This window comes from Terrisporobacter glycolicus ATCC 14880 = DSM 1288, assembly GCF_036812735.1.
GTDB lineage: Bacteria > Bacillota > Clostridia > Peptostreptococcales > Peptostreptococcaceae > Terrisporobacter > Terrisporobacter glycolicus.
Map to the genome: position 1 here is coordinate 3280978 of NZ_CP117523.1, position 17601 is coordinate 3298578.

18 protein-coding genes are annotated in these 17601 nt (G+C 27.6%); 3 read left to right on the plus strand and 15 right to left on the minus strand.

The features are described 5' to 3' along the window. Positions 1–3: 3 nt before the first annotated feature. The gene (locus tag TEGL_RS16100; protein ID WP_018591494.1) at positions 4–909 is read right to left on the minus strand and encodes a DUF2156 domain-containing protein; all 906 of its coding nucleotides are present in this window, start codon (positions 907–909) and stop codon (positions 4–6) included. A gap of 329 nt (positions 910–1238) precedes the next feature. Between TEGL_RS16100 and TEGL_RS16105 the strand changes: the two genes are divergently transcribed. After that, positions 1239–2051 carry a ComEC/Rec2 family competence protein gene (locus tag TEGL_RS16105; RefSeq protein ID WP_018591495.1) on the plus strand — a complete coding sequence of 271 codons (813 nt, stop codon included), beginning with the start codon at positions 1239–1241 and terminating at the stop codon, positions 2049–2051. A 44-nt stretch (positions 2052–2095) separates the two neighbouring features. Here the strand turns inward: TEGL_RS16105 and TEGL_RS16110 are convergent, their stop codons facing one another. The 13 genes from TEGL_RS16110 to TEGL_RS16170 form a co-directional block, all read right to left on the minus strand. Beyond that, positions 2096–3487 carry a sensor histidine kinase gene (locus TEGL_RS16110; RefSeq protein WP_018591496.1) on the minus strand — a complete coding sequence of 464 codons (1392 nt, stop codon included), beginning with the start codon at positions 3485–3487 and terminating at the stop codon, positions 2096–2098. Further along, complete coding sequence (locus TEGL_RS16115) at positions 3488–4531, minus strand: hypothetical protein (RefSeq protein WP_018591497.1); 1044 nt, start codon at positions 4529–4531, stop codon at positions 3488–3490. Beyond that, complete coding sequence (locus TEGL_RS16120; protein ID WP_018591498.1) at positions 4491–5204, minus strand: response regulator transcription factor; 714 nt, start codon at positions 5202–5204, stop codon at positions 4491–4493. Before TEGL_RS16120 ends, TEGL_RS16115 begins: the two co-directional genes overlap by 41 nt. A gap of 214 nt (positions 5205–5418) precedes the next feature. Next, positions 5419–6123: a tRNA threonylcarbamoyladenosine dehydratase gene (locus TEGL_RS16125; RefSeq protein WP_018591499.1), complete on the minus strand. Its 705-nt coding sequence runs from the start codon at positions 6121–6123 to the stop codon at positions 5419–5421. A gap of 210 nt (positions 6124–6333) precedes the next feature. After that, positions 6334–7527 (minus strand): methionine adenosyltransferase, encoded by a 1194-nt coding sequence (metK, locus tag TEGL_RS16130; RefSeq protein ID WP_018591500.1) that lies wholly within the window; start codon positions 7525–7527, stop codon positions 6334–6336. 13 nt (positions 7528–7540) lie between these two features. Next, positions 7541–8455: an agmatinase gene (speB, locus tag TEGL_RS16135; RefSeq protein WP_018591501.1), complete on the minus strand. Its 915-nt coding sequence runs from the start codon at positions 8453–8455 to the stop codon at positions 7541–7543. Beyond that, on the minus strand, positions 8445–9296 hold the full coding sequence (speE, locus tag TEGL_RS16140) for a polyamine aminopropyltransferase (protein ID WP_018591502.1): 852 nt from the start codon (positions 9294–9296) through the stop codon (positions 8445–8447). Before speE ends, speB begins: the two co-directional genes overlap by 11 nt. 151 nt (positions 9297–9447) lie before the next feature. Beyond that, positions 9448–9861: an adenosylmethionine decarboxylase gene (gene speD / locus TEGL_RS16145; protein WP_018591503.1), complete on the minus strand. Its 414-nt coding sequence runs from the start codon at positions 9859–9861 to the stop codon at positions 9448–9450. 19 nt (positions 9862–9880) lie between these two features. After that, complete coding sequence (locus TEGL_RS16150; RefSeq protein ID WP_018591504.1) at positions 9881–11359, minus strand: aminotransferase class I/II-fold pyridoxal phosphate-dependent enzyme; 1479 nt, start codon at positions 11357–11359, stop codon at positions 9881–9883. 546 nt (positions 11360–11905) lie between these two features. After that, positions 11906–12718: a 3D domain-containing protein gene (locus TEGL_RS16155; RefSeq protein ID WP_018591505.1), complete on the minus strand. Its 813-nt coding sequence runs from the start codon at positions 12716–12718 to the stop codon at positions 11906–11908. A 193-nt stretch (positions 12719–12911) separates the two neighbouring features. Beyond that, positions 12912–13226, minus strand: a complete 315-nt coding sequence (locus TEGL_RS16160; RefSeq protein ID WP_018591506.1) for a rhodanese-like domain-containing protein — start codon at positions 13224–13226, stop codon at positions 12912–12914. A gap of 68 nt (positions 13227–13294) precedes the next feature. Then, positions 13295–13969, minus strand: a complete 675-nt coding sequence (locus tag TEGL_RS16165; protein ID WP_018591507.1) for a uracil-DNA glycosylase — start codon at positions 13967–13969, stop codon at positions 13295–13297. Between the two features lie 15 nt (positions 13970–13984). Further along, the gene (locus TEGL_RS16170; protein ID WP_018591508.1) at positions 13985–14362 is read right to left on the minus strand and encodes a NusG domain II-containing protein; all 378 of its coding nucleotides are present in this window, start codon (positions 14360–14362) and stop codon (positions 13985–13987) included. Between the two features lie 96 nt (positions 14363–14458). Between TEGL_RS16170 and TEGL_RS16175 the strand changes: the two genes are divergently transcribed. Further along, complete coding sequence (locus tag TEGL_RS16175; RefSeq protein WP_018591509.1) at positions 14459–15508, plus strand: FAD:protein FMN transferase; 1050 nt, start codon at positions 14459–14461, stop codon at positions 15506–15508. Between the two features lie 71 nt (positions 15509–15579). Here TEGL_RS16175 and TEGL_RS16180 read toward each other — a convergent pair whose 3' ends face one another. Next, entirely contained in the window at positions 15580–16209 is a 630-nt protein-coding gene (locus TEGL_RS16180) for a helix-hairpin-helix domain-containing protein (RefSeq protein WP_018591510.1), read from the minus strand. Between the two features lie 79 nt (positions 16210–16288). Between TEGL_RS16180 and TEGL_RS16185 the strand changes: the two genes are divergently transcribed. Continuing rightward, positions 16289–17590, plus strand: coding sequence for a D-alanyl-D-alanine carboxypeptidase family protein (locus TEGL_RS16185; protein WP_018591511.1), 1302 nt, complete (start codon positions 16289–16291; stop codon positions 17588–17590). Positions 17591–17601: the final 11 nt, after the last annotated feature.

Below are 17601 nucleotides of genomic sequence, written 5' to 3' on the forward strand. Positions count from 1 at the left end.
ATCTTATACCTCTCTAACAGTATATTTTTCTACAAATCTAACTGGGTGATAAGAAAGTTTTGCCTTTCTAAGTCCTTCTATCCCTAAATCTTCTTCTCTATTTACAAACTCTACATCACTAAATTCATTAACTAAAAATTGTTGATTTATAAATGGATATAATCCTCTTATGACTGGATTAGCTTTTTCTATATGAATTAAAGCCATATTAGGGTTAATATACTCTCCCATTGTAAAAGCTTCTAATTTCCCGTCTATAAATATTCCAGCTATTTTAAGTTTATCTTTTAAAATACTGTAGTTTTCAAATAGTTTCTTAATTCCAATAAGCTCTTCTTCCATCTCTTCATCTACAGCATTATTTTCTTCTTTGTTGCTAGTCCACTCTTGCACTAGTTCTAAACAAGCATCAAAATCTTTTTCATCAAGTAATCTATATTCGTATCTTCCTTCATATTCTTTTTTGAAGTAATTTATATGATTTCTTTTCTTTACGTTCTTTCTACCTTTTAGTTCTCTCATGCTTTCCCCATCATAAACATAATCGAATAAATCTCTTTCTTCAATATAATTGAATTTTCCTGGGTAATTTTCTTTTAAGAAATCTACTACTTCTTGTGTTATACCTCTAAAATAGATTTTCTTTTGTTCTTTTTCAAAGTAATCAACAACAAATTGTATAACTCTTGGCATATCTTCTTTTTTAGCTAATGGTAATATGGAAAATGTATTTCCTTCATATTCTGCAACTATTACAGCAAATCCATCTCCTATATAATAACCAGTTTTATATAAATGTTGCCACATATATAATGTATTAAAACAATATTCACACGCTTCATAATCTACTAAATCGAAATATGGATTAAGCATTTCTCTAGATTCCATATTTATATCTTTAAAAATCATAACTTCCTCCTAATTTATTGCTATAAATTCTATGTTAAATAGTAATTTTACATTTGTATTTTATTATTAAATATTTTCGCTCAAAATTGAATTTAATATATATAATACCCTAACAATGCATATATAAACATTTTTATTTGAATTCAAATAAGTTTTTTATTTTATTCATTGTATATAATAGCACTTTTATCCAAAGTAAACAAAAAATTTTAATTTTTTTGTTTTTAATATTGTAGATGTATAATAAGTCTTATTTTAATTAATAATTGTGAATAAAATATGAAGACTAATTATTGGGAGGGTTTATTTTTGATAAAAAAATTAAATGTATGATTATAGCTTTACTTCTTACTTTATGTTGTGGTTGCGACAGATATAAAGATTTTTTATCTGTACATATTATAGATGTAGGACAAGGAGATTGTATTTTAATAAAAACTCCTCAAAATCAAAATATATTAGTTGATGGCGGAGATGACAATACTTATAAAATTATAAAAACTTATTTAAAATTGAATAAAGTAAATAATTTAGACATAATTATAGCTACTCACTTAGATAAGGATCACATTGGTAGTTTAGACGAAATTATTAATAATTTTGACGTAAAGAAAGTTTATACACCAAACCAAAAAGATGATTCATCCCATTATTATGATCTTGTAAATGCTTGCAAAAATAAAAAACTTAAAATCAATCATTTAAGTAAAGGTGACTCCGTAAAAATAAACAGTACTACATTTCTAAATGTACTTAGTCCTTCTTATATACAGGATAATAACAATCAAAATTCCATTGTATTTAATTTAGAATATAAAAACATGGACTTTTTATTTACAGGAGACTGCGAAGAAACAAACGAGATTGAGATGACTAATTCATTTGAACTTGGAGATGTTGATTTTTTAAAAGTTGCTCACCATGGAAGTAGTTCTTCTTCTATTGATAGCTTTGTAAAAGAGGTCAGTCCTTCCATTGCAGCAATATCTTGTGGTTACAAAAACCAATATGGTCATCCACATAAATCAACTTTAGATACTTTGGAAAAATACGGTGCAAAAACTATCCGTACTGACGTTAATGGCGACTTAATATTTTATAGCGATGGATACAAGATTTTTACTAGTAAAAATTATAAGTAATCATAAAATAAAGAAGCTAAATTTTAAAATGTAGCTTCTTTATTTTATATAATAGAAAATTTTAAAGCAAGTTTAAACAAATCTCCTTGAATATCAAGTTCTACCTTACCTCCTTGAATATTTGATAGACTTTTTATTATGCTCAATCCCAAACCATGGCCTTCTATATTTCTTGATTTATCTCCTTGAACAAATCTTTTCCCAATTGTATCAACATTAACATCTATATCATATTTACTAATATTTTTGAATCTCATTTCAACACTTTCTTCATTTTTAATTATATCAATATATACTCTTGTATCCTCTAAAGAGTACTTATGTATATTACTAAGTATATTATCAATAATTCTTATAATTTTTTCTTCATCTAAATATAGAGTAACATCTTCTTTTGGAAAATTTAGTTTTATATCCAAATTGGAATTTTCAAATTTACCCTTATAAAGACATATTTCATTTTTTATGATCTTATTTATTTTTATTTCTTTTTTATTTACAACTAATCCTTCATATTCTGCCTCTACCGTTTCATTCAAATTTTCCATTAAAATATTTAGTCTTTCTAATTTTTTTTCTAGTATCTCAATTTGCTCTTTTGCTTCTTCTTCACTTAATTTTTCATGTTTTAATATATAAATAGAATTAATAATAGAAGTTAAGGGAGTTTTTAAATCATGAGATAGATTAGTTATTAAATAATTCTTATTTTGATAAAGCTCTTTTTCTTCTTTTGTTATCTCTTCAATTTTTTCAAATAAAGTTTTAAGCTCCATAATAATATGTTTAAAACCTACTCCCCAAATAAACTCGATACCATCACCATCTCCTATAAGCTCTATCATTGAATCTTCAATCTTATTAAAATCTCCATTTTCAACTTCTTCTATAACATCTTCCAAAGCTCCACTTATCATAGCTATTCTAAATTTACTAATCAAAAGTCCAAATGATTTTATAACTATTTTTATAATAATAGTTATTATAAGTATGTTAAACCACATGTGTAAATTTGAGGAAACATAATTTATTAGACTTATTGAAAATATGGTGTTTAAAACATACATACACCATTTTTTAAATATTTTCTTCTTTATTAGCATTTCCACTTCTTCATTGCTGTTAGCTGCTAAAGCATATAGTTGAACTGTTTTTACTATTAGTTTAATCCCTGTAAATCCTATTATTATATATATCAATATTAATGAACAATATCCTAGACTATTAGGAACAAGTCCACCAAGAAAACTTTCAAGTCCAATTCCAAAGGATAAATCTAAATTTTTCCTTATCCATATACAGTAAATCAATAGTAACAAATACCAAGTCGCTTTTTCCAAAAGTAAAGGATTAATTAATTTACCTCTATATCTTAACTCTTCTTCATTTAAATATTTCAAATCTTCATTGTGAGAATAAATATACTTTTCTACCATTTATATCTCACCCCTTCCAAAACCATTCTTACTCTTATTAAACATCAAATTAACCTTAAACATATCTCCATCTATATATATATCAAATATTCCATCTTGCACTTCAATTAAACTTATAGCTATAGGAACTCCTAAGTTTTTATTTTTATTTATCAATTTGTAGAAATTTTTTGTATCCATATTTAACTCATCTCTCGAAATATTAATCAAAGATAGTTCAACTTTTTCTTTCTCTTCTTTAATTTCTATATAAGCTCTTGTTTTCTCTTTCCCATGATTTAATATATTTTCAAGTAGTATTTCAAAAACCCTCCATAATTTATCTCCGTCAGCGTCTATAAATACTTTTTCATTTGGAATATGTTTTTTTATTTCTATATTTTTATTTTCTAATTTCCCTTCATATTCAACTAATGCTTGTTTTGTTAAAGATACTATGTCAATTTTTTGAATATCTATTTCTAGTGTTTTTGTAACTGCTTTTGATAGTTCAAATAATTCATTTATAGTATCCTTCATTTCATAAGCTTCTTTTTCTATATAATCAAGTGTTTCATAACTAATACCTTCTTTTAAGCTTTTTATTCCCTTATCTATATTTTCTACTGGTTTAATAAGATTTTTACCTACATCTTCAACTACTGTATTAGCCAAATTTTCACTTTGCTTTCCTTTTATAGTTGTTTCATAAGTATATTTTTCAACTTTATGCATTTCATTTAAAACTTTTTTATATTTTTTTCCTAGAATAATACTTATTTCTGATTTTTCATCAGTTTTTTCTAATATTTGAGAAATACAATAACTCGTACTTGATATTTCCCTTATATGTTGTAAAAATAGTACTATTTTTATATTATCAAATAAATATTTTAAACTTATTTTCACAAATATTATTAAGGCAATAATCAGTACTGCATCTTTTTTGCTTTCTAAAAATATAATTAATAATATGGATATTAAAATCATCAATATATTAATTGCAAGGGAAAATTTTTTAAATTTATTTGCTGTAGTTTGAAATTTTTTCGAACTTATATCCAATTCCCCACACCACCTTTAAATATCTTGGTTCTTTAGGATTTATCTCTATTTTCTCTCTAATCCTTCTAATATGAACCATTACAGTATCTGTACTTACACACCTTTCTCCCCAAGCTCTCTCATAAATTTCTTCTGTCGAAAATACTCTTCCAGGATTACTCATAAGCACCTCTAAAATTTTATACTCTAAAAAAGTTATTTTCTTTTCCTCTCCATCTACAATTAGACACTTGCTTTCCAAATCTAATTTTACCCCGCCTATATTTATAGATTTACTTTTATTTTCATTCTTAAAGTTACCTAAATTAATATATCTTCTAAGCTGAGATTTCACTCTAGCTATTAATTCCAATGGATAAAATGGTTTTGTAATATAATCATCTGCACCTATATTTAAACCTAGAATTTTATCACTGTATTCAGATTTTGCAGTTAGCATTATTATTGGAATATTTTTTTCTTCTCTTATTTTCATAGTTGCTTCAATGCCATCCATATTAGGCATCATTATATCCATTATTACTAAGTGTATTTCTTCACCATCTATAATCTTCAAAGCTTCTTTTCCATCATAAGCCTTTAATACTTTTATATTTTCAGGCTTTAAATATCTTTCAATAGCATCCGGTATTTCTTTTTCATCATCTACTATTAATACACTATTCTTGTACATATTACCCCCTATTTATTTTCAAATTCTTATAAATTTATAATAATCTACAATTCTAAAAAAATACTTATGTATTTCTTACAAGTTTCTAAAATTCACTTTGTTCATTACGTCAATGATATAACCTCGTTACTACTTCGGATAAATCCATTACTTAAAATTTACCCATAAAAAATATTATACATTAAAAAAAGCCCTCAAAAGGACTTTTAATATATTATTTATTAATTAAATCATTTACAACAACTGAAGCAATTGTTAGTCCTCCTACGGATGGTACAAATGAAGTACTCCCTGGAGTAACCTTTCTTCCATTCATTATTTTTTTCTTTAGTTCTTGCGGTTGTTCTTCAGAGTAAACTACCTTAAGTTTTTTAATTCTTCTATCTTTTAATTCTTTTCTCATTACTTTAGCAAGAGGACAAGTGTGAGTTTTGTGTATATCTGTAACTACTATTTTTGTTGGATCTAACTTATTTCCCATTCCCATAGAAGATACTAGCTTTAATCCTTTTTTATTACATTCTTCAACCAATAAAATTTTAGATGTAACCATGTCTATTGCATCCACTACATAATCATAATTTTCTATTAGTATTTCATCTGTAGTTTCTTTATTATATTTTTTAGCTACAGCTCTTATATTTAAATCTGGATTAATATCTAGTAATCTTTCTTTCATCACATCTACTTTTAATTTTCCTACTGTCGAATGTAGAGCTGGCAATTGTCTATTTATATTTGTTATGTCCACATCATCAAAATCTACTATAGTTATATTTCCAACCCCAGCACGAACTAAAGCTTCTGTAGCAAAACTTCCCACGCCTCCAACTCCAAATACTATAACATTTGATTTTTCTAACTTATCTATCCCCTCATCTCCAACAATAAGGCTTGTTCTCATGGTAAAATCTTTCATATGTACATTCTCCTTGATTTTTAAATAAATATTATTATAAATTATCTTTTAGAATATTAAAAGACAATCTGTGTAATTAATTTTTAATCTGACATAAATATCTCTTAATTATAGTTTATTATACCTTACTTTTATACTTTGTATGAAATCATATTTATACAAACAAAAAGAACGAATCATCTATAAAATAGCTAATTCGCTCCTTTTTAATTATTTCTTTAAAGCTTCCAATCTAAGTGTTTCTGCTTTATCAGTTCTTTCCCAAGCAACATCTAGGTCAGTTCTTCCAAAATGTCCATATGCTGCTGTGTTTTTAAATATAGGTTTTCTAAGTTCTAAATCTCTAATTATTGCACCTGGTCTTAAATCAAAATGCTTATTTATAAGTTTGACTAAAACTTCATTGCTAACTTTACCAGTTCCAAAAGTATCAACAAATATAGATAGTGGTCTTGCTACACCTATAGCATAAGCTAGTTCTATTTCACATTTATCAGCAAGTCCTGCTGCAACTATATTTTTAGCCACATATCTTGCTGCATATGCAGCTGATCTATCAACTTTAGTTGCATCTTTTCCTGAGAATGCTCCACCACCATGTCTTGAGTATCCACCATAAGTATCTATTATTATTTTTCTTCCTGTAAGACCTGTATCACCTTGTGGTCCACCTATAACAAACCTTCCCGTTGGATTTATATATATTTTAGTTTCTTCATCTAATAAATTAGATGGTATTACTTCTTTTATTACTTTTTCAATTAAATTTTCTCTTATTGTTTCATTTTCCACATCTTCACTATGTTGAGTAGATATAAGTATAGTGTGAACTCTAAGAGGAGTATTTCCTTCGTATTCTACAGTTACCTGAGTTTTACCATCAGGTCTTAAAAAATCTAATATTTTATTTTTTCTAACTTCTGTTAATTTTCTTGATAATTTATGAGCTAAAGATATAGGTAATGGCATTAATTCTTCTGTTTCATTACATGCAAAACCAAACATTATACCTTGATCCCCTGCTCCTATAGCTTCAATTTCATCTTCGCCTTGTTCACCTATTCTATTTTCTAAAGATTCATCTACTCCCATGGCAATATCTGATGATTGTTCATCTATAGCTGTTAACACACCACAAGTATCACAATCAAATCCATATTTTGCTCTATCATATCCTATTTCTTTTATTGTTTCTCTTACAACTTTAGGTATATCAACATATGCGTTTGTGCTTATTTCTCCCGCTACCAATACAAGGCCTGTCGTAACAGTAGTTTCACAAGCAACCCTTGATAGTGGGTCTTGTTTTAATAGTTCATCCAATATGGCATCTGATATTTGATCACATATTTTATCTGGATGTCCCTCTGTAACTGATTCTGATGTAAATAAATGTCTAGTCATTTTTTTCTCCTTACTATAAGTTTATTTTTTTATTTTTTTCACGATTTTTTATTATGTTATCTGAAGCAACTAATGATAGCTCTCTTAATATTTTGCATGCTACAATAGTAGATACGTTACTTCTATCATAATCAGGACTAAGTTCTACCATGTCGCAGCCCACTAAATTTATATTTGAATTTTTTAGTATTTTAAATATTTGTTCAAACATTCTATATGTTATTCCTCCAGGTTCTGGTGTACCTGTTCCCGGGAATATAGATGGATCTAATACATCCAAATCTATTGTTAAATAAACATTTTTCCCACCTAATGTTGATACTATTTTCCAAAAAGTATCTATAGTATGAGTTTCCATATACGTATGTTTTTCCCTTAAAGCAAAATCAAATTCTTCTCTTGTACCTGATCTTATTCCAAATTGAAATATTTTTCCATCGCCAGTTATGTCCCAAATTCTTTTCATCACTGTTGCATGAGAGTTTTTATTATTATTGTACTCTTCTCGTAAATCTGTATGCGCATCAAAATGAAGTACATATACATCCTCATATTTTTCACTAATTGCTTGAAACGCAGGAAGAGTAACTAAATGTTCTCCTCCTATCATAAATGGAAACTTATTATCATTAAGTATTTCTTTAGCTCCTTCATAAATTTCATCCAACACTTTATCAGTGTCTCCTATACTTAACTCTAAATCACCTATATCACATATATTAAAGTCTTGTAAATCTAACCCCAATAGTGGACTATATGTTTCAAGTCCATAAAATTCCCCTCTCATGGCACTACTTGCAAATCTAGTTCCCGGCCTATTAGAGGTAGTCCCATCAGATCCAGCGCCAAACACTACTACATCTGACTCTTCATAATCACATTCCATTTCCATAAACTGACCTATATTATAAAATCTATTATTTTTCATTTAGCATATCCTTTACATATTGAGGTAGCATAAAAGCTCCCACATGAATATCACTATTATAATACTTAGTTTTTAATTCTAAAGATTCCCATTTTTCTCTATTTTGATCTTTTATTGGGTCATATTTTTTTGATGCAAACCCAAATAACCAGTGTCCAGATGGATATGTTGGAATATGTGCTTGATATACTTTAGCTATTGGGAATAAATTATTTATTTTTTCATAAGCTCTTTTCATTTCTTTTGCATTAAAGTCAAAATATGGGCTTTCATTTTGATTTACAAGAATACCGTCATCAGATAATACTCTGTAGCAATCATTATAGAAATCAACAGAGAATAATCCTTCTCCTGGCCCTATTGGATCAGTTGAGTCAACTATTATTAAATCATAAGTTTTATCTTTAGAATTTTTTACAAAAGCAACACCATCTTCGTAATATAAATTAACTCTCTTATCATCTAATTTACATGCACAAATATCTATAAATTTCCTTGATGCATCTACAACCATTTTGTCTATTTCAACCATATCTATATTTTCAATTTGAGGATATCTAGTAAGCTCTCTTACTGTTCCTCCATCTCCACCACCTATAACTAATACGTTTTTAATATTCATATTAGTTGCCATTGGTGTATGAACTATCATATCATGATAAATAAACTCATCTTTGTAAGTTACCATCATCAAACCATCTAATGTTAAGAATTTCCCATATTCTTCACTTTCAAAAACATCTACTCTTTGAAAATCTGATTGTTCACTAAAAAGTTGTTTATCAACCTTTATAGAAAAACGTACATTTTCTGTCCACTCTTCTGTATACCAAAATTCCATAATTCCGCCTCCATTTTGTTATTTTATAACTATATATTTTATCTATATCTCTGTATTTGTATAATTTTTATTTTTATGTTAAAATATTATTTCGATTTTTATTTTATATTTTTATTTTAGATTTTTATTTTATATTTAGGTATTAATTTGCTTATATAGCTTCTGGCTTATGACTAATTTTGCCTAAATCTTTTTTTGCAAATTTTTGTATTTTACTTGTTAGACCTCTTGGTATTTCTGTTGATTCACTTCTTTCAGCTTCTAATAATTCTTCTAATAATTCAAAGCTTTTCCATGGATCAATATCTCCACATGTAAAGAAATCCGCCGCTGCATATCCATACTCTGGCCATGTATGTATTGTTAAGTGTGACTCAGCTATTATTACTGCACCTGACACACCCCACGGATTAAAATGATGAAAAACTGAATCAACTATTGTTGCTTTTGCATTTAATGCGGAGTTGTTCATATACTCTTCTATAAGTTTTGGATTTGATAACATCTCCTCATTGCAGTTATAATATTCCACTAATATATGACGACCTAATGTTTCAAATTTCATATTATTCACTTCCTTTGTTCTATTTTTCTTTTATTACCAAAATTGTATTTAGTTCTTTATCTATCATATCTGTTAAGTGCGCATTACTACTTTTAAGAACTTTTATATAGTCTATAATTTCTCTAGTTATTATTTCTCCAGGTGATATTATAGGAATACCTGGTGGATATGCCATAATATTCTCTCCACAAATTCTACTTATGGAATTTTCAAGATTCAAACTTTCCTTTTGACTATAATAAGCATCTCGTGGATTTATTTTCACAATAGGATTTATTTGTTTCATAGAAGCACTCTTTGATATAATCTCTTTTTTGCGCATCTTAGAAATTATATCTAAGGCATTTATAAGTCTATCCACATCTCCCTTGGTAGTTCCTAAGGATATGAGAGCTAAAATGTTATACAAATCTCCTAATTCCACCTGTATATCAAATTCTTGATATAAGATATCATATACTTTAAACCCAGTTATATTTAAATTTTTAACGTTTATACAAAGTTTTGTTTCATCAAGAAGATACATTCCTTCTCTGTTACAACTTTTGTGACTAATAACCTTTATTCCTGGTATTTTATTAAGTTTATATTTAGCATATTGAGAAATATTCAAAGCTTTAGATAATTGCAATCTACCCTTATTAACTAAATTATATCTAGCCCCATCAATACTTGACATTAATAAATAGGATGCAGATGTAGATTGTAACATGTTTAAAGTTTGACTAACTTTCTCTCCATTGATATTTTCTTCATTCACTAATAAGACAGAAGCTTGAGTTAATGCACCTCCGGTTTTATGCATACTAACTGCTGCCATATCTGCTTTTAACTTCATTGCTGAAGGTGGTAGATCATCATGAAATGGAAAATGTGCTCCATGAGCTTCATCTACTAATACTAATACTGAATGGCTTTTGCATAAGCTGATTATTTTTTCTAATTCACAACAAGCTCCATAATATGTTGGGTTTAATAAAAATATAGCTTTTATATCATTATTCTTTTCCAATTCATTTTTAACACTTGAATAACTTACATTTAAACTTATACCTAATTCTTCATCAAATTCAGGTTGAATATATATAGGTTTCCCTCCACTAAGTATTAATGCATTAATAACCGACTTATGTATATTCCTAGGTAAAAGTATTTTGTCGTTAGGATTTATTGCACTTAAAATCATAGTTTGAATCCCTTGTGTAGTTCCGTTTGTTACAAAAAAAGCCTTATCACACTCATAGGCTTGTGCTAATAACTCTTGTGATTTTTTTATAATTCCACTTGGTTTAGATAGATTATCCATATACGGAGACGAATTTATATCCATTTTCATTACATCGTCTCCAAAAAAATCATTTAATATTTCCACACCTTTGTTTTTAACATGACCAGGTACATCAAAGCATGCTATATGCCTATTAGAATAATCCTTCAATCCTCGTAATAAGGGTATATTATCTTCACTTAATCTAACACTATTCTTTTCAATAATCATATTTCCACCCCTCCTTCCAATACAGATTCCATTGACTAATTGATTATTATTTCTAATTTTCTAATTTAGTTTTATTAAACTTACGAATCAAATTATATAAATATTTTTACTAAATTGCAAGAACTTTTTTCATATTCAAAGCCTCTATTTTTCAGCATTTCATCAATAACATTCAAGTTATGTTTATATTATTTTATTTAAACTTTAGTATAAGTAAACATTCATTTTTACAATTCCCTTCTAAAAACCTTTTAATTATTTAATTTGAGTTATATAATTAGAAATTCATTATTTAATATTTTTAATTATAAAATATACTATTACTAAACTTTTAATTTTTAATTTTAGAAACAAAAATATAAAAAATTTCCTTTCTTTAAACCAGGTGTCATTGAAATAATTCATGTTATTAAGAATGCACCTTTACTTAGCTTAAAATAGTCAAGATTATAATACAAGATTATAATATATGTAAAAGCTAAATATCTTATAATCTATAAGGACATAAAAAAACCTTAAGATGGTTGTCCACCTTAAGGCTTTTATCTATTGAACAATATATATATCTATTGTTCTTTTACCCCAGTTATTACACTGAGATTCACTATTCATAAATATATCGATTTTATTACCTTTGATTCCTCCACCACAGTCTTCAGCTATAAAATACTTATCAAATTGAGGTATATATACCTTTGTTCCATATGGTATAACAGTCGGATCTACTGCTATAGTTCCCCATTTAGGAACTGTACCCGTAGCTGTTATAGTATGTCCACTGTAAGCTGTTGCTGACACTGTTACTTTCTTCCCTAAACTGCTTTTCGCACTACTTGCATTTTTGCTAGTACTTTTAGCTTCTTTCTTTTCTTTTGTACCCTTTTTAATTATCTTATCCTTAGATTTTTCTATTGTATTTTTTTCTACTAAGGTTTTACTTACTAATTTACCATTTTGGTATATAGCCTCAAATATAAGCTCTTTCGTACCTTTTTTCCCTTTTTGCGATACCTCTGTTTTACCTTTTAATAAAGATTTATCTTTTTTTATAACTGTATCATAAGGTATATCTTCTGTTTCAGTAATAGTCTTTTTTTCAACCTGCTTAACTTCTATTTTCATTCCATTTTTCAAAGAAGTATCCAAATCTTGGCTAATTATATCGTTTTTGTCATAATCTATTTCATTTTCTTCTAGTACACCTTGTACATTTGGTTGAAATGAATTCACTTCAATTTCTTGTCCATCAACTACTAAAACAACCTCTTTATTAAAGGCAACATAATTTGCTGTTACAATCCCCATAGATAATAGTCCCGATAACATAATAGATTTTACTTTTCTATTTAGATAACTCAAACTATCTCCTCCTAAGTTTTATTTAACTTTAAATCATTTTCCAAAGTCATTTTGTAACTAAATTGTAAACTATTTTTAATCGCCTGTCAACTTGACAAAAAATGCAAAAAGTGCCTATCTAGTTTTTTCAACTATTTAAGCACTCTTTCACCAAGGTTCAACAATTAACAAAAATGTTACCTTTTGTTTAAAATTATTTATATAATTTATATTTGTAATTTTTTATTCCATTAGCAAGACTATACACATTACTAAATCCATCTAGTAAAAGAACTTTTCCCACTGTTATACTTTGATTTCCATTAGCACAATATAGCAATATACCTTCATTTGTAATACTTCTAATATATTCTAGGTTGCTGTTTATTTCACCTGTAGGAATATTAACTGACTCTGGTAAATGTCCTGTTAAGTAAAGTTCTTCTTCTCTTAAATCAATTATTAATTTAAACTCATTATTTTTTACCATTTCACTAATTTTTTTACTATTTAATATATTAACCTTCATAATTAACACCTTACCTCAATATAAGATATTACTTTTTGAGATAAGGTGTTACAAAAAAACATATTATTTTATATATTTGGTATTTGCCAATTGATAGGACCCTTTCCTAGCCTTATAAGTATGTCATTTATTTTAGAAAAATGTCTACAACCAAAGAATCCTCTATGGGCAGATAATGGACTTGGATGAGGAGCTTCTAAAATACAGTGTCTATTACTGTCGATAAAAACTTTTTTCTTTCTAGCATTTCCTCCCCATAACACAAAAATTACAGGCTCTTCTCTTTCATTCAATTTCTTTATTATTTCATCAGTGAATATTTCCCAACCTTTATTTTGATGAGAATTTGCCTCCCCAGCTCTAACTGTAAGAGCTGTGTTTAATAATAAAACACCTTGATCTGACCAAGGAATTAAATAACCATTGTTAGGTATAAAACATCCCAAATCATCCTTCAATTCTTTGTACATATTTAATAGAGATGGTGGAGTCTTAACTCCTGGTTGTACAGAAAAAGCCAATCCATGAGCCTGATTTTCTCCATGGTATGGATCCTGTCCTAAAATTAATACCTTAGTATCCTTATAAGATGTATGTTTTAATGCTTCGAATATATTGTACATATTTGGATATATAATCTTACTTTTATATTCTTCAATTAAAAACTCTCTCAATTTCACGTAGTAATCTTTTTTAAACTCTTCTTTTAGTAAATCGTCCCAATCATTTCCTAAGTTAACCATTTTATCCTCCAATTCTTAATTCGCTATAACATCTTCTTCATTTTTATCATTATCTTTGTTCTGAGTTGTTATTTTTATATGAACCTTATTTGGTAAACATACTATACTTTCACTTGGTTTCGTAATAAACCCAGTGTGAACACATACTTTATCTGGACAAGATGCATCTGAAATTTCAACTCCATGATCATGAATTTTAATTATGTTATATCCTTCTTCACTTTCTATTTTGATTTCTTCTTCATCATCAATACTATAAGTTTTATATAACTTATTATCCACATATATTTCTATATTGTCTCCATTTTTAGTATTTACAAAGTAGTTAATCCCAAAAGTAGCGGCTATAACTATTAAAATTGCAATTATTAATATAAAGTCTTTCTTTTTCAACCTTCTACCTCCTAAACATAAATATTATTTGTAAATATTTATGATATAATTATAAATATTAAATTAAATATAACATAAAAAATTGGAGGAATCATTATGAATAAGAAAAAACTCCCATCAATTTTAATTTTAGTTGTAGTTATAGCATTTTCCCTTTTTATAATAATTAAGAATAAAAAGGAAGATAAGTATTCAAATACATACTATAATTTAGGAACTATAAACGAAATAACTTTGTACGATATTACAAAAAAAAGTGGGGATAAGATATTAAAGGAATGTGAAGCAATATTAAAAGATATAGATAATAAAATGAGTTGCCAAATAGCTTCTAGCGAAATATCTAAAATAAATGACAATGCCGGAAAAAACTATGTTAAAGTATCTGAGGATACTTACTATGTTATTAAAGAATCCATAAAATTCTCTAGTATGTCTAACGATACATTTGACATTAGTATAGGTCCTATTATTAACTTATGGGGAATAGGTACAGAAAATGCGAGAATACCTAGCGAAAAAGAAATTAAGGATAATATAACTTTAGTTAACTACAAAGACATACTTTTAGATGACGATAGTCATTCTGTAAAATTAGCAAAGAAAAATATGAAAATAGATTTAGGCGGTATTGCTAAGGGTTATGCCGCAGATAAAATATATGAACATTTAAAAGAGGAAAAATTAGAGAGTGCTTTAATCAACTTAGGTGGTAATATATATGTTCTTGGCAATAAAGAAAATAATCAACCTTTTTCCATAGGAGTCCAAGACCCAACCAAACCTCGTGGCAATTCCATAGGAAATATTAAAGTTTCTAATAAATCTGTTGTTACTTCTGGAATTTATGAGAGATATTTTGAAAAAAATAATAAAATTTATCATCATATGCTAGATCCTCATACAGGATATCCTTTTGATAATAATTTAAGTAGTGTTACTATTGTTTCTGACAAATCAATTATTTGTGATGCACTCTCAACTACAACATTCGGTTTAGGCGTTAAAGATGGTCTAAAATTAGTTGAAAGCTTAGACGGTGTTGATGCTATTTTTATTACAAAAGATAAAAAAATATATTTAAGCAGTAATTTAAAGGATAAGTTTAACTTAACTGATAGTAGTTTCACTATAATCGATAAATAATTCTTTTTAAAAATTCTTCCTAAGTTTAAGATTCCTAGGAAGAATTTTTTATTTACTAAAAAGTTATAATGTCATTTTACACATATTAAATCCTTCATGTCTTCAAACTTTTTGTCTCCTATACCATTAACATTTTTAATCTCTTCAACAGATTTAAAATCACCCTTTTCGCTTCTGTGATTTACTATTTTATTTGCTGTAGCCTCTCCCACCCCTGGCAAGGTATCTAGCTCTTCTATTGTAGCTATATTTATATTTATTTGAGATGCTTTTGACGATTCATCCTGATTAATATTACCCTCCTTTATAGCCTGATAATTATTATCTTTAACTACTTCTCCCATTTTAGGAATTATATAATGCATTTCATCTTGTACTCTAATAGCCATATTTACACCGTCTAAATCAGCTTTTTTAGTCGTTCCTCCAACCTTTTCTACTGCTGTTGCAAGTCTATCTCCCTCATTCAAAGTTACTATTCCTGGCTTGCTTACTGCACCACTAACATATACAGTTATTTTTTTATTTGTAATGTTTTCTTCCTTTTTTATTTCTTTTTCCTCAGTAGTTTTTTCAGGTGGATTCTCATCTTCAGTCAGAACATATACATTTTCTTTTGATTGAAGCTTGTCTTTAATAACCAATCCAATTGGACACATTAATATTATAAATATAAAAACAATTATTTTCTTTTTATTCACTATTTTTATCCCTCCTTAATTTAATTATTAACAAAAATATGGTATACTAAAAGACGAGACTAAAATTGGGAGGTTACCTATGAAAAAGTTTTTATCTTTTTTGCTAGCATTTCTTCTTTCTATAACAACTTTTTCAGGTCCAATTTCTGTATTTGCTGATAGCAAAGATGTATCTATTTCTTCACCTAACTCCGTAGTATTAGACTACGAAACAGGTACAGTACTTTATGAGAAGAACGGAAATAAAAAAATATATCCAGCATCAACAACAAAGATATGGACTGCTTATTTAGTTATAAAAAATGTAAAAGATTTAGACCACTCCATTGAGATTGATAAAGATCTTTCTGTAGATGGTTCGAGTATGTACTTACAAAAAGGGGAAATATTCACTGTTAGAGAATTATTACAAGGATTACTTGTACATTCTTCAAATGATGCTGCAGAAGTATTGGCTGAATATGTATCTGGATCCAAAGAAGCTTTTGCTGACTTAATGAACAAAGAGGCAATGGCAATAGGGGCAAAAAATACTCATTTTAATAATCCACATGGATTACCTGACAAAGAACATTATACAACTGCTTACGATATGGCTTTAATGGCAAGAGAAGCTATGAGTAATGACCTTATTAGGGAAATAGTTCGCACAAAATCATTAACCTTTGAAAAGTGCGATACCCCTACTAGTAGACGTTTTATAACAAGAACTTTCTTTAATACAAATAAGTTTTTAACTTCAACGGAAAAAATTAAATACAACGGAAAGTCTGTAGATATAAAATATGATATAGTAGACGGGATAAAAACAGGGTATACTGATGATGCCGGTAGATGCTTATTATCAAGCGCCGTAAAAAATGACATGAGAGTCATATCAGCAGTCTTTAAAGATGCTGGTACTGATGTTTATGCAGATTCTAGAACTCTTATAGATTATGCCTTTAATAATTACTACACTCAGACAATAATTAACAAGGCGGATTATACTAAGAGTAAAAGGGTTCTATTTACCGAAGAAAAGGAATTACTTTACGAACCTGAGTTCAACTATAAAATTGTTTTAGAAAAGGGAAGTAAAGCATCTGAAAATTATAGTGCAAAAGTCAATTTAGATTATGATTTGCCTATTAAAAAAGGTGATAAAGTAGGTACTCTTGATGTATACAACGGTAAAACTTTAGAAAAAACCATAAATTTAGTAGCAAAAAATGATTTAAATAGTTTATTTGGATTTATTACAGAAAATACTACTGTAAAATATTCTATTAAACTTGCTTTCGCTTTAATTTCTTTATTTATTATATTTATAATTTCTAGAATAATAAAGAAAAGAAGAGCAATAAGAAGAAGAAAATCAATTAAATTTAAAAGAAAATAAAAAATAAGATG